This is a genomic window from Mycobacterium sp. NGS24, assembly GCF_059813065.1.
In genome coordinates, this window is the sequence record NZ_JCALDW010000008.1 from 185,932 (window position 1) to 197,661 (window position 11,730).

At 67.3% G+C, this 11,730-nt stretch carries 13 protein-coding genes; 8 read left to right on the forward strand and 5 right to left on the reverse strand.

The window, feature by feature from the left end:
- Window position 1 precedes the first annotated feature (1 nt).
- The gene (locus tag AC5Y6Y_RS13650; RefSeq protein ID WP_463827179.1) at window positions 2-721 is read right to left on the reverse strand and encodes a winged helix-turn-helix domain-containing protein; all 720 of its coding nucleotides are present in this window, start codon (window positions 719-721) and stop codon (window positions 2-4) included.
- 188 nt (window positions 722-909) lie between these two features.
- The gene (gene mbp1, locus AC5Y6Y_RS13655; RefSeq protein ID WP_463827003.1) at window positions 910-1,146 is read right to left on the reverse strand and encodes a microaggregate-binding protein 1; all 237 of its coding nucleotides are present in this window, start codon (window positions 1,144-1,146) and stop codon (window positions 910-912) included.
- Window positions 1,147-1,411: 265 nt separating this feature from the next.
- On the opposite strand from mbp1, the gene pyrH reads away from it, so the two are divergent.
- The 6 genes from pyrH to AC5Y6Y_RS13685 all read left to right on the forward strand — a co-directional run bounded on the left by pyrH (window position 1,412) and on the right by AC5Y6Y_RS13685 (window position 6,458).
- Window positions 1,412-2,176: a UMP kinase gene (pyrH, locus tag AC5Y6Y_RS13660; protein WP_463827002.1), complete on the forward strand. Its 765-nt coding sequence runs from the start codon at window positions 1,412-1,414 to the stop codon at window positions 2,174-2,176.
- 85 nt (window positions 2,177-2,261) lie between these two features.
- Window positions 2,262-2,819: a ribosome recycling factor gene (gene frr, locus AC5Y6Y_RS13665; RefSeq protein ID WP_463827001.1), complete on the forward strand. Its 558-nt coding sequence runs from the start codon at window positions 2,262-2,264 to the stop codon at window positions 2,817-2,819.
- Between the two features lie 31 nt (window positions 2,820-2,850).
- The gene (locus AC5Y6Y_RS13670) at window positions 2,851-3,759 is read left to right on the forward strand and encodes a phosphatidate cytidylyltransferase (RefSeq protein ID WP_463827000.1); all 909 of its coding nucleotides are present in this window, start codon (window positions 2,851-2,853) and stop codon (window positions 3,757-3,759) included.
- Window positions 3,760-3,772: 13 nt separating this feature from the next.
- On the forward strand, window positions 3,773-4,867 hold the full coding sequence (rlmN, locus tag AC5Y6Y_RS13675; protein WP_473139952.1) for a dual-specificity RNA methyltransferase RlmN: 1,095 nt from the start codon (window positions 3,773-3,775) through the stop codon (window positions 4,865-4,867).
- A 213-nt stretch (window positions 4,868-5,080) separates the two neighbouring features.
- Complete coding sequence (gene dsbE / locus AC5Y6Y_RS13680; protein ID WP_473139999.1) at window positions 5,081-5,572, forward strand: disulfide bond-forming protein DsbE; 492 nt, start codon at window positions 5,081-5,083, stop codon at window positions 5,570-5,572.
- A 4-nt stretch (window positions 5,573-5,576) separates the two neighbouring features.
- Window positions 5,577-6,458 (forward strand): cytochrome c biogenesis CcdA family protein, encoded by an 882-nt coding sequence (locus AC5Y6Y_RS13685; protein ID WP_473139951.1) that lies wholly within the window; start codon window positions 5,577-5,579, stop codon window positions 6,456-6,458.
- Between the two features lie 7 nt (window positions 6,459-6,465).
- Here AC5Y6Y_RS13685 and AC5Y6Y_RS13690 read toward each other — a convergent pair whose 3' ends face one another.
- The 3 genes from AC5Y6Y_RS13690 to AC5Y6Y_RS13700 all read right to left on the reverse strand — a co-directional run bounded on the left by AC5Y6Y_RS13690 (window position 6,466) and on the right by AC5Y6Y_RS13700 (window position 9,178).
- Window positions 6,466-6,720, reverse strand: coding sequence for a DUF2631 domain-containing protein (locus AC5Y6Y_RS13690; protein ID WP_463826997.1), 255 nt, complete (start codon window positions 6,718-6,720; stop codon window positions 6,466-6,468).
- A gap of 78 nt (window positions 6,721-6,798) precedes the next feature.
- Window positions 6,799-7,377, reverse strand: coding sequence for a fasciclin domain-containing protein (locus AC5Y6Y_RS13695; protein WP_463826996.1), 579 nt, complete (start codon window positions 7,375-7,377; stop codon window positions 6,799-6,801).
- 82 nt (window positions 7,378-7,459) lie between these two features.
- A complete protein-coding gene (locus AC5Y6Y_RS13700; RefSeq protein ID WP_473139998.1) occupies window positions 7,460-9,178 on the reverse strand; it encodes a cytochrome c biogenesis protein DipZ in 1,719 nt (572 codons plus the stop codon).
- Between the two features lie 96 nt (window positions 9,179-9,274).
- On the opposite strand from AC5Y6Y_RS13700, the gene dxr reads away from it, so the two are divergent.
- Window positions 9,275-10,504 (forward strand): 1-deoxy-D-xylulose-5-phosphate reductoisomerase, encoded by a 1,230-nt coding sequence (gene dxr / locus AC5Y6Y_RS13705; protein ID WP_473139950.1) that lies wholly within the window; start codon window positions 9,275-9,277, stop codon window positions 10,502-10,504.
- Window positions 10,504-11,718 carry a M50 family metallopeptidase gene (locus tag AC5Y6Y_RS13710; protein ID WP_463826994.1) on the forward strand — a complete coding sequence of 405 codons (1,215 nt, stop codon included), beginning with the start codon at window positions 10,504-10,506 and terminating at the stop codon, window positions 11,716-11,718. The genes dxr and AC5Y6Y_RS13710 overlap by 1 nt, the downstream gene beginning before the upstream one ends.
- Window positions 11,719-11,730: the final 12 nt, after the last annotated feature.

Here is an 11,730-nt window from a genome sequence, read left to right on the forward strand (position 1 = left end):
GTCACCGCGCGACGGCGTCGGATACCGGACTCAGCACCGGTTCGCCGACAACCCAGCGTGGTTGCGGCGGGGTGGCGGCCATGTAGCCCACCCCGCGGACGGTGTCGACCATCGACTCGTGCGCGGGCCCCAGCTTGGCGCGCAGTCGACGGATGTGAACGTCCACCGTGCGGACCCGCCCGTTGCTCTCATAACCCCACACCTCGTGCATCAACCGGGTCCGGCTGAACGCGCGGCCGGCGTGCTGGACCAGGAAGTTCAACAACTTGAACTCGGTCAACGTCAGCCCGAGGTCCCGGTCCCGCAGCATCGCGGTGTAGCTGGATGGATGCAGCACCAGCTCGCCGAACTGCAGAGTGCCGCCCACGGCATTGCGACGACGGGTGATCGCCAACCGCAACCGTGCCTGCAACTCGGCCGCCCCGGCGGAGGCCAGCAGCACGTCGTCGAAGTTCCAGTCGACGTCGACGGCCACGAAGTCTGTCGGGGTCACCACGGCAATGACCGCCAGTGCCGGCGCGGTGGCGGTCAGCCAGCGGCACGCGGCCCGCGCGGCCACCAAATCGGTGCGGGCGTCGATCACTGCGACGTCGGCGCCGTCGAGCCGCCAGAAATCACCGTCGTTCAACGGCGCGCTGCGCACCGTGAGGGCGAAAGATCCCAGCTGCAATGAGGATTCGAAATGGTTGTCGTTGGTGAGGAGCAGAACGTCCACTGGTATCTCCAGGCCTCGAGGGTGGTACCGGCGTGCCGCCGGTCCCTGCCGCAGCCCCGTGGATATCCGCCCCCAGCGCAAACTGCCTGCGCCCGCGATTATTCCAACTTTGTTACAGCGCCGGAAACCCTACCCGGAGATGTTCGATGGGCCCGGTCCGTGTACACAGACCGGGCCCATCCTTGTGACAAGTTCTACTGGTTGGCCTTCTGGCGCTCTTCGGCGACTTCGGCCGCACCGCGAGCCGCCTCGGCCTGCGCTTCCTTCTTCGCGGCGTCGCGCTGAGCTTCGGCCTTGTCCTGCTGGGCTTCGCCCTCGTTGATCAGGTCGCCGCGACCGGTCACGGTGCCGACCGCTTCTTTGGCTTTGCCTTTGACGTCCTCGACGACACCCTTGACCGCTTCCGCGGGTCCAGAGTTGCTGTCCGCCATGAATTCCTCCTTGATCGGCCGCATCGGTAGGCGTCTGTCGGGGTGGTGCCGACCGAACCAGCGGTCAACACACTGCCGGGCAACGCGATTCTTTTCTCAAGACCCCCATGTCACCCCGGCGCAAAGCGGGTTCCCACGGTGCCGCGCCGCCAAACCTGTACGACGACTCCGGGACCCCGTCCCCGTCGGTAGCGGAAGATGAGGCAGGATGAGAGGGGTCGTGCCGGGTGGTTTGCTGGGATGACACTTTCTTGCGAGGAGACCGATGACAGAGCCTGCGGAGAGCAACGGCGTGTCGGCGACCGCCGCGGTTTCCGGCCCGCCGTCGAAGTTCTCTCGCGTGCTGCTCAAATTGGGCGGCGAGATGTTCGGCGGCGGTCAGGTGGGGCTGGATCCCGACGTTGTCGCGTTGGTGGCTCGGCAGATCGCCGAGGTGGTTCGCTCCGGGGTGCAGGTCGCCGTGGTGATCGGCGGGGGCAATTTCTTCCGCGGCGCGCAGCTGCAACAGCGCGGTATGGAACGCACCCGGTCGGACTACATGGGCATGCTCGGCACAGTGATGAACAGCCTTGCCTTGCAGGACTTCCTGGAGAAGGAAGGCATCGCCACGCGGGTGCAGACCGCGATCACCATGGGCCAGGTGGCCGAGCCGTACCTCCCGTTACGCGCGGTGCGGCACCTGGAAAAAGGGCGCGTGGTGATCTTCGGCGCCGGCATGGGCCTGCCGTACTTCTCCACCGACACCACGGCCGCCCAGCGGGCGTTGGAGATCGGTGCGGACGTGGTGCTGATGGCCAAAGCGGTCGACGGTGTGTTCACCGAGGATCCGCGGGACAACCCGGACGCGGAAATGCTCAGCGCGATCAGCCACCGCGAGGTGATCGACCGCGGCTTGCGCGTGGCCGATGCCACCGCGTTCAGTCTCTGTATGGACAATGGCATGCCGATCCTGGTGTTCAACCTGCTGACCGACGGCAATATCGCCCGGGCGGTCGCTGGTGAGAAGATCGGGACACTGGTCACCACCTGAGATGACGCGGACATGATGCCTGCCGACGGCGACACAACAAGCCATGCGGGGTACCACCCGCGTGCGGGGGAGAGGAGCGGTGCAGATGATTGACGAGGCTCTCTTCGACGCCGAGGAGAAAATGGAAAAGGCCGTTTCGGTGGCCCGCGACGACCTGTCGACCATTCGGACCGGCCGGGCGAACCCGAGCATGTTCTCCCGGATCGTCATCGACTACTACGGCGCAGCCACGCCCATCACCCAGCTGGCCAGCATCAACGTGCCCGAGGCGCGGCTCGTCGTCATCAAGCCCTATGAAGCCAGCCAGGTGAATGCCATCGTCACGGCGATCCGCAACTCTGACCTGGGTGTCAACCCCACCAACGACGGCACGTTGATCCGAGTGGCGATACCGCAGCTCACCGAGGAACGTCGGCGCGATCTGGTCAAGCAGGCCAAGGCCAAGGGAGAGGACGCCCGGGTCTCGATCCGCAACATCCGTCGCAAGGCGATGGAGGAACTGCACCGCATCCGTAAGGACGGCGAGGCCGGCGAGGACGAGGTCGGCCGAGCGGAGAAAGATCTGGAGAAGGCGACCCACCAGTACGTCGCCCAGATCGACGAGCTGGTCAAACACAAAGAAGGCGAGCTGCTGGAGGTCTAGCGGCCTACAGCAGTCCAGACAGTTCACCTCCGTGGCAACCACCGATGCCGAAGCCGGCAGCCCGACCGAGGAGCCGGTCGAGGCGTCCCAGCCAGCCAAGAAGAAGTCCCGCGCTGGCCGCGACCTGCCCGCTGCGATCGCGGTGGGCGTCAGCATCGGCGCGGTCCTGATTGCGACCCTGCTCTTTGTGCCGCATTTCTGGGTGCTGTACTGCGCTCTGGCCACGCTGGTGGCCAGCCACGAGGTGGTCCGGCGGTTGCGCGAGGCCGGTTACCTGATCCCGGTCATTCCGTTGCTGCTCGGCGGACAGGCGACGGTGTGGCTGACCTGGCCTTATCGTGCTGCCGGCGCGGCGGCCGGATTCGGCGGCATGGTGGTCATCTGCCTGATCTGGCGGCTGTTCATGCAGGCCAAGCCGGAGGCCGACGGGACACCGCCGCCGAGTAACTACCTGCGCGATGTGTCGGCCACCGTTTTCCTGGCCGCCTGGGTGCCGCTGTTCGCCTCGTTCGCCGCGATGCTGGTCTACGACCCGCAGCACGGCCCCGGCTGGGTGTTCTGCATGATGATCGCGGTCATCTCCTCCGACACCGGGGGTTATGCCGTCGGGGCGCTGTTCGGCAAGCATCCGATGGTTCCGGCGATCAGCCCGAAGAAATCCTGGGAAGGCTTCGCCGGCTCGTTGATCTGCGGGATCACCGCCACGATCTTGACCGCGACGCTGTTGGCCGGCGAGCGGTGGTGGGTCGGAGTGCTGCTGGGTCTGCTCTTCGTGCTGACCACCACCCTGGGCGACCTGATCGAGTCGCAGGTGAAGCGTGATCTGGGGATCAAGGACATGGGCCGGTTGCTGCCCGGCCACGGTGGGTTGATGGATCGATTGGACGGGGTGCTGCCCTCAGCGGTGGCCGCGTGGACCGTTTTGACGCTGTTGCCCTGATACTGGACTGGTCATGGTCCAAGAGTTGGTATTCGATGCGCCACGCCGCGGTAAGCCACCGCGGCACCTGGCCGACCTCGATGCGGCCGGTCGCGTGGCGGCAGTCGCGGAGCTGGGATTGCCGGCGTTTCGCGCCAAGCAACTGGCGAGCCAGTACTACGGGCGGCTGATCGCCGATCCACACCAGATGACGGATCTGCCGGCCGCGGTTCGCGACCAGGTCGCCTCGAGCATGTTCCCCGCTCTGCTGACCGCGCACCGCGAAGTTACCTGCGATTCCGGTCAGACGCGAAAGACGTTGTGGCGGTGCGCCGATGGCGCCACCGTGGAGTCGGTGCTGATGCGTTATCCGCAGCGGAACACGGTGTGCATCTCTTCGCAGGCGGGCTGCGGGATGGCCTGCCCGTTCTGCGCCACCGGCCAGGGCGGGCTGACCCGCAATCTGTCCACCGCCGAGATCCTGGAGCAGGTGCGCGCCGCAGCGGTCGCGTCGCGCGATGAATTCGGCGAGCGGTTGTCCAATGTGGTGTTCATGGGTATGGGGGAGCCGCTGGCCAACTACGCCAGAGTTGTTGCCGCCGTGCGCCGCATCACCGAGCCGCCGCCGTCCGGCTTCGGGATCTCGGCCCGGTCGGTGACGGTGTCGACGGTGGGTCTGGCTCCGGCGATCCGCAAGCTGGCCGACGAGCGGCTCGGCGTGACGCTGGCGTTGTCGTTGCACGCTCCCGATGACGAACTGCGCGACACCCTGGTTCCGGTCAACAACAGGTGGAAGGTTTCCGAGGCGCTCGAAGCCGCCCGTCACTACGCGGACGTGACGGGCCGGCGGGTGTCGGTGGAGTACGCGCTGATCCGTGCGGTCAACGATCATCCGTGGCGGGCGGACATGTTGGGCAAGCTGCTGCACCGGGCGTTGGGTCCGCTGGCGCACGTCAATCTGATCCCGTTGAACCCGACTCCGGGCAGCGACTGGGACGCCAGTCCCAAGCCGGTGGAGCGGGAATTCGTCAAACGTGTTCGCGCGCAAGGTGTTTCATGTACGGTGCGGGACACCCGCGGCCGCGAGATAAGCGCCGCCTGCGGACAGCTGGCCGCCGAAGGCGGGTAGCTGGAGCGCGGGCGATTCGGCTTGGGCCTGCGGACAGCTGGCCGCCGAAGGCGGGTAGCTGGAGCGCGGGCGATTGGGCTGGGGCCTGCGGACAGCTGGCCGCCGAAGGCGGGTAGCTGGAGCGGGCCCGAGGCGTGATGAACCGTCCGGCGGGGTAACCGGTGTGCTGGGTAAACCGCCGACCGAATGAGGTGTGCCGTGCTCCGATGCCTGATGTTCCCACTCAAGATCTTTGCCGCCACCGCCGTCGCGGTCGTCCTGATGACGGGCCTGGTTACCGCGCCGCGCGCGGTGGCCGCCGACGACCGGCTGAATTTCACCGGCACCACGCTGAGCGGAGCCCCGTTCGATGGGGCCAGCCTGCAGGGCAAACCGGCGGTCTTGTGGTTCTGGACCCCCTTCTGCCCGTTCTGCAACGCCGAAGCGGCCACCCTCAGCCAGGTGGCGGCAGCCAATCCGAAGGTGACTTTCGTCGGCATCGCCGCGCATTCCGACATCGGGCAGATGCAGGACTTCGTCGCCAAGTACGGCCTGAACTTCACCAACCTCAACGACGCCGACGGTGCGATCTGGGCCCGCTACAACGTGCCCTGGCAGCCTGCCTGGGTGTTCTACCGTTCCGACGGTTCGTCCACGTTCGTGAACAACACCAGCTCGGCCATGTCCCAGCAGGACTTGTCCGCCCGGGTCGCCGCGCTGTCCTGACCGGGTGAGTCAGCCCCTGCTCGGACTGGCATTCGCCGCCGGCCTGGTGGCTGCGCTCAACCCGTGCGGTTTTGCGTTGCTGCCCGCGTACCTGCTGCTGGTGGTGCGCGGCGAACGATCCCGGCGTCCGATCGTGGCGCTCGGCCGCGCAGTGGGCGCGACGCTGGGAATGGTGCTGGGGTTTGTGGCGGTGTTCGGCGCCTTCGGGCTGCTGACCATCTCGGCCGGTGCGACGGTGCAGCGCTACCTGCCGTATGCGACGGTGCTGATCGGGCTGGTGCTGATCGGCCTCGGCGGTTGGCTGCTGGCCGGGCGGGAGCTGCCGGCACCGAACCCGTTCGGTCCGCGCTGGGCGCCGACCGCGCGGTTGGGTTCGATGTTCGGCTATGGCGTCAGCTACGCGATCGCCTCGTTGTCGTGCACCGTCGGACCTTTTCTGGCGGTCACCGGCGCCGGGCTGCGCAGCGGTTCGGTGCTCGACGGCATCGCGGTCTACGCCGCCTATGTGGCCGGGCTGTCGTTGGTGGTGGGGGTCCTGGCGGTGGGGGCGGCCGCGGCGAGCGCCACGCTGGTCGAGCGCGTGCGCCGGGTTTTACCGTGTGTCAGCCGGGCCGGCGGGGTTGTGCTGATCCTGGCCGGCCTGTACGTCGGCTACTACGGCCTCTATGAGGTTCGGCTTTTCACCGCGAACGGCAGTCCCGACGATGCGGTGATCGCCGCTGCCGGACGACTGCAGGGCGCCGTCGCGGGCTGGGTGCACCAGCATGGCGGCTGGCCGTGGTTGCTGGGCTTGGCGCTGGTGGTGATTGCGGCGCTGGGCGCCGGGCGGCGCCGACGCAACCGCGCCGCACCGCACCGGCAGGGTGGTCCTGCCGGGCCCGGTTGAGGCCGGGTTACCGCAACCAGCCGCGGCGTCGTCCCCAGATGTCGCGAACCAGAATGAACAGGACGACCACGGCGAACCCGACACAGAAGATGTCCTCGACGTGTCCCACGTGGTTGCCGCGCAGGAACGCCAGCAGCAGCACGATGCTGGCGATACCGACGCCGTACCAGGTGCGGTAGTTGATCCTGCTCCAGCCCCACCGCGCGGACGGCACCTCAGCTTCGTCGACGCCGGCGTACGGCTCCACCTCAGTACTTGCCACGGCGATCCCTCCGGTTGGACTGGATTCAGACCCTGACATTCTGGCACAGCCGTCCGCCGGCGAGCAGCGAAGCACCTGTTACGACGGCGGCATCAGCACCGTGTCGATCATGTACACCTGAGCGTTGGCCGTCGAGACGCCGCCGCAGACCAGACCGGCATTGTTGACCCGGATGTTGTTGCCTTGGCCGGTCACCATCAGGCTGGCGCCCTGCAGAGTCGGGTGGGTGCCGGCGACCCTGGCCGGACTGGCCTGACCGTTGACCACGTGGTAGGTCAGGATGCTGGTCAGCATCGGTGCGTCGGTCTTGAGCTGCTCGACGGTGGCCGCCGGCAACTTGGCGAAGGCGGCGTCGGTGGGCGCGAACACCGTGTACTGGCCGCTGTTGAGGGTGTCGACGAGGTTCACCTGCGGGTTGAGCCCGCCGGACAGCGCCGAGGTCAGCATGGTGAGCATCGGGTTGTTCGCGGCTGCCTCGGTCACCGGGACCTGCGACATGCCCTGCACCGAAGCCGGACCGGTGGGGTTCATGGCTGCATAATCCCCACAACCCGGGCCCACCAGATCGGCCGCCGACGCGGTCGGGGACACAGCTACCGCGCAGGCCACCAGGGCGGCCGCGAAACCGGTTGCTGCGATTGAATTCTGCGTCTTCATCGTCGCTCGTTCCTTTGCTCGTCGCTATGTGCTGAGACCCCCCGACCCCAGTGATTCGGAGTGGACCGACACCTGGATGGGTTCAGCCGTAAGTGAACGAGAAAAACTGCAAGCCCTTGCTGGCGCGCACCTCGACGGTTGCGGTGGCAAGCGCCTCGCCGGCCACCATCCGATGGCTGGTCGGGGGTCCGTTGATGGCTAGCGTCGTGGTCTTGCCGTCCCGCGTCACGCTCAGGGTGCCGGTGCCGCCGACCACCACGTACACGTCCTTGGCGTGGTAGTTGAGTTTGACCGTCGAGTCGTCGCCGCCGGCGGTGGCGCCCTGATAGTCCAGTGACCAGCGGCCGCGCAGTGCGAACTTGTCGGACGCCAGGTTCGGCGGGTAGCTGAACGTCGCCGCGCCTTCGTCGTATGCGCCGCCGCCACCGAAGTTGGCGGCTTTGCCGACACCGAAGTACGTCTCCGGGGTCAGCACAGTGGTGGGTGTCAGATCCGGTGCGTCGACAGGCTCAGGAAGCCGGACACCGGGCTGGGCGTCGGCAAGCAACTGCCTGATCAGCAACTCGGTCTGCTTGTAGTCACCTTCGCCGAATTTGGTGTGCCGCACCACGCCGTCGGCGTCGATGAGGTATTCGGCCGGCCAGTACAGGTTGTGGTAGTTGGTCCACGTGGAGTAGTTGTCGTCCAATGCGACCGGGTAGGTGATGTCCAGATCGGCCGCACCCTGGGCGACGTTGGCGGGCACCTTCTCGAAGGCGTACTCGGGCGTGTGCACGCCGATCACCGCCAACCCACTGTCCCGGTAAGCCCGATACCAGCCGACCACATGCGGGATGGCGCGCTGGCAGTTGATGCACGAGTAGGCCCAGAAGTCGACCAGTACGACCTTGCCGCGCAACGAATCCAGGGCGACCGGTGCGCCGCCGGGGGTGTTCAGCCATCTGGTGATCCCTTTGAAATCCGGTGCCGCACCGCAGTTCTGGAGCTGGGTCGACGCATTGCTGCAATCGGCCAGCTGCCCGCTGGCGACGCCCCGCAACCTTTCCTGGACCTGCCGTGATCCGGCGACCTGCTGCTGCAGCGACGAGGTGTAGTCGGGAATCGCTCGCTGCAACACCGCGGGCAGGTCGAACACCAGGGCGACCGCGAGCAGAATAGTGACGATTCCCGCGCCGATCCGGATCTCGCGTTGCCGCCGTCGAAAGGCGCTGACGCGCTGGGTGATCCGCTGTCCAGCCAGTGCGAAGAACAACAATGGCACCGCAGCGCCGATAGCGAACGCCGCGGTGAGCATCACGGTGCCCACGCCGACCTTCGCGGTGGCCCCGGCTACGACGATGGCGGCCAGCACCGGGCCCGCACACGGGACGTAGAGCACGCCCAGTGCCAGGCCGAGACCGAATCCATCGGCGGCACTGCCGATGTGACGTTGCGGTAGGCGGGCGAACGGCCGTTCCAGCAGTTGTTCGAAGCGCGGGAACACCAGGCCCACACCGATCGCCAGCAATGCGATCAGTGCCGCCCACCGAAGTGCGTTCTGGGGCAGTCGCAGCGCTGACAGCAGCGCCGAGCCCAGCAGGGTGACCACGCTGAAGCTGAGCACCAGACCGCCGATCACCCGATAGGGCCGGGTCCGCTGCGCGCGGGACTGTTCTGGCTTGACCGCCACCGCGCTGTCGGATTGAGCGGTCGGCGTGCGCTGGGCTCCGGAGAAGAAGATGACCGGTAGGACCGGCAGGATGCACGGCGAGATCCCGGTGATCAGGCCACCGACGAAGCCGACTAGGGCGAGGGTCAACATGTCAGTCATTCGGTACGGTGCCCGCCGCGGACTGATTTTGGACGGTGCCTCGCGGCTCGATGATCGTCTGACGGTGCCTGGCGGCACAATGGACGGGTGACTATCGGCGATGACGGGCCGGCCGAACGCCGGTTGCGGGTGCTGGTGCTGGGCAGCACCGGCTCGATCGGTACCCAGGCGCTCGAGGTCATCGCCGCCAACCCGGACCGCTTCGAGGTGGTCGGGCTGGCCGCCGGTGGTCACAATATGGACACGCTGCTGCGGCAGCGTGCCGAGACCGGGGTGACCAACATCGCGGTGGCCGACGCGGCCGCCGCGGAGCGGGCCGGCGACATTCCCTACCGCGGCCCCGATGCCGCCACCCGGCTGGTCCAGGACACCGACGCCGACGTCGTGCTCAACGCCCTGGTCGGCGCCCTCGGGTTGGGGCCGACGCTGGCCGCACTGGAATCCGGTGCCCGCCTCGCCCTGGCCAACAAGGAATCTCTGATCGCCGGCGGACCTCTGGTGCTGGCAGCGGCGCGCCCGGGCCAGCTCGTGCCGGTGGACTCCGAACACTCCGCGCTGGCCCAGTGCCTGCGCGGGGGCACCGCCGACGAGGTCGCCAAGCTGGTGCTGACGGCCTCGGGCGGGCCGTTCCGGGGCTGGTCGGCCGACGACCTGCACGGCGTGAGCCCCGAGCAAGCCGGCGCGCATCCGACCTGGTCGATGGGGCCGATGAACACGCTGAACTCGGCCACGCTGGTCAACAAGGGGCTCGAGCTCATCGAAACCCACCTGCTTTTCGGCATCCCCTACGACCGCATCGATGTCGTCGTGCACCCGCAGTCGATCGTGCACTCGATGGTCACCTTCATCGACGGCTCGACGATCGCCCAGGCCAGTCCGCCGGACATGAAGCTGCCGATCTCGCTGGCGCTGGGCTGGCCGCACCGGGTCAGCGGTGCCGCCGCCGCGTGTGATTTCAGCACGGCGTCGACCTGGGAATTCGAGCCGCTGGACAGCGACGTCTTTCCGGCCGTGGAACTGGCCCGCGCTGCCGGCGAAACAGGCGGCTGCATGACCGCCATCTACAACGCGGCCAACGAAGAGGCGGCTGCGGCCTTCCTCGGCGGCCGGATCGGATTCCCCGCGATCGTGCACACCGTCGCTGATGTGTTGCACGCCGCCGACCGGTGGGCCCCGCAATTCGGCCAGGTACCCGCTACCGTGGATGAGGTACTCGAGGCGCAGCGCTGGGCCCGCGAGCGGGCACAGCGCGCGATCGCGAAAACAAGCTCGGCGTCGGTCGGAGTCGCTGGCGTGAGAAAGGTCGTATCAGGCTGATGATGTTCGTCGTCGGCATTGTGCTGTTCGCACTTGCCATCCTCATCTCGGTCGCCCTGCACGAGTGCGGACACATGTGGGCCGCGCGCGCCACCGGCATGAAGGTGCGCCGCTACTTCGTCGGCTTCGGTCCCACGCTGTGGTCCACCCGGCGCGGCGAGACCCAGTACGGCTTCAAGGCCATTCCGGCGGGCGGCTTCTGCGATATCGCCGGGATGACGCCGGTCGAGGAACTCGCGCCTGACGAGGAGGACCGCGCGATGTACAAGCAGGCCACCTGGAAGCGGGTGGCGGTGCTGTTCGCCGGGCCGGGCATGAACTTCGTCATCTGCCTGGTGCTGATGTACGCGATCGCGCTGATCTGGGGACTGCCCAACCTGCACCCGTCCACCAAAGCCGTCGTCGGCGAAGTCAGTTGCGTGGCACCGGAAACCAGCAAAGGCAAGCTGGACAAGTGCAACGGTCCGGGCCCCGCGGCCCAGGCCGGGATCCGGGTCGGTGACGTGGTGGTCAAGGTGGGGGACACCCCGGTGTCCTCGTTCGAGGAAATGGCCACCGCGGTGCGCAAGCTGCACGGCACCGTCCCGGTCGTCGTCGAGCGGGACGGCAGGACCATCACCACGAACGTGACCGTCGAATCCACCCAGCGCTACGTCCCCAACGCGCAGGGCAAGCAACTCGAACCCGCCACGGTCGGCGCCATCGGGGTGGGCGCCACCCGTAACGAACCCACCCATTACAACGTGCTCACCGCGGTGCCGGGAACGTTCGTCTTCGCCGGGCAGTTGACCGTCGAGGTCGGCAAATCGCTGGCCGCCATCCCGACCAAGGTTGGTGCCCTGGTCAATGCCATCGGCGGCGGAGAGCGGGACCCGCAGACCCCGATGAGCGTCGTCGGCGCCAGCATCATCGGCGGCGACACCGTCGACCACGGCCTGTGGGTGGCGTTCTGGTTCTTCCTGGCCCAGCTGAACCTCATCCTGGGCGCGATCAATCTGTTGCCGTTGTTGCCGTTCGACGGCGGCCACATCGCGGTCGCGGTGTACGAGAAGATCCGCAACACGATTCGGTCGGCGCGCGGCAAGGTGGCCGCCGCCCCGGTGAACTATCTGAAATTGATGCCGGCGACCTACGTCGTGCTGATTTTCGTGGTCGGGTACATGCTGTTGACCGTCACCGCCGACCTGGTCAACCCGATCCGCCTGTTCCAGTAAATAGAGAGAAGG

What these genes read in the sequence shown, in the direction of transcription:
- rlmN (WP_473139952.1), top strand. Translation starts at nt 3,773, where the DNA reads ATGGTCCAAGAGTTGGTATTCGATGCGCCACGCCGCGGTAAGCCACCG.
- AC5Y6Y_RS13700 (WP_473139998.1), bottom strand. Translation starts at nt 9,178, where the DNA reads ATGTTGACCCTCGCCCTAGTCGGCTTCGTCGGTGGCCTGATCACCGGG.
- AC5Y6Y_RS13695 (WP_463826996.1), bottom strand. Translation starts at nt 7,377, where the DNA reads ATGAAGACGCAGAATTCAATCGCAGCAACCGGTTTCGCGGCCGCCCTG.
- frr (WP_463827001.1), top strand. Translation starts at nt 2,262, where the DNA reads ATGATTGACGAGGCTCTCTTCGACGCCGAGGAGAAAATGGAAAAGGCC.
- pyrH (WP_463827002.1), top strand. Translation starts at nt 1,412, where the DNA reads ATGACAGAGCCTGCGGAGAGCAACGGCGTGTCGGCGACCGCCGCGGTT.
- AC5Y6Y_RS13710 (WP_463826994.1), top strand. Translation starts at nt 10,504, where the DNA reads ATGATGTTCGTCGTCGGCATTGTGCTGTTCGCACTTGCCATCCTCATC.
- mbp1 (WP_463827003.1), bottom strand. Translation starts at nt 1,146, where the DNA reads ATGGCGGACAGCAACTCTGGACCCGCGGAAGCGGTCAAGGGTGTCGTC.
- dsbE (WP_473139999.1), top strand. Translation starts at nt 5,081, where the DNA reads ATGTTCCCACTCAAGATCTTTGCCGCCACCGCCGTCGCGGTCGTCCTG.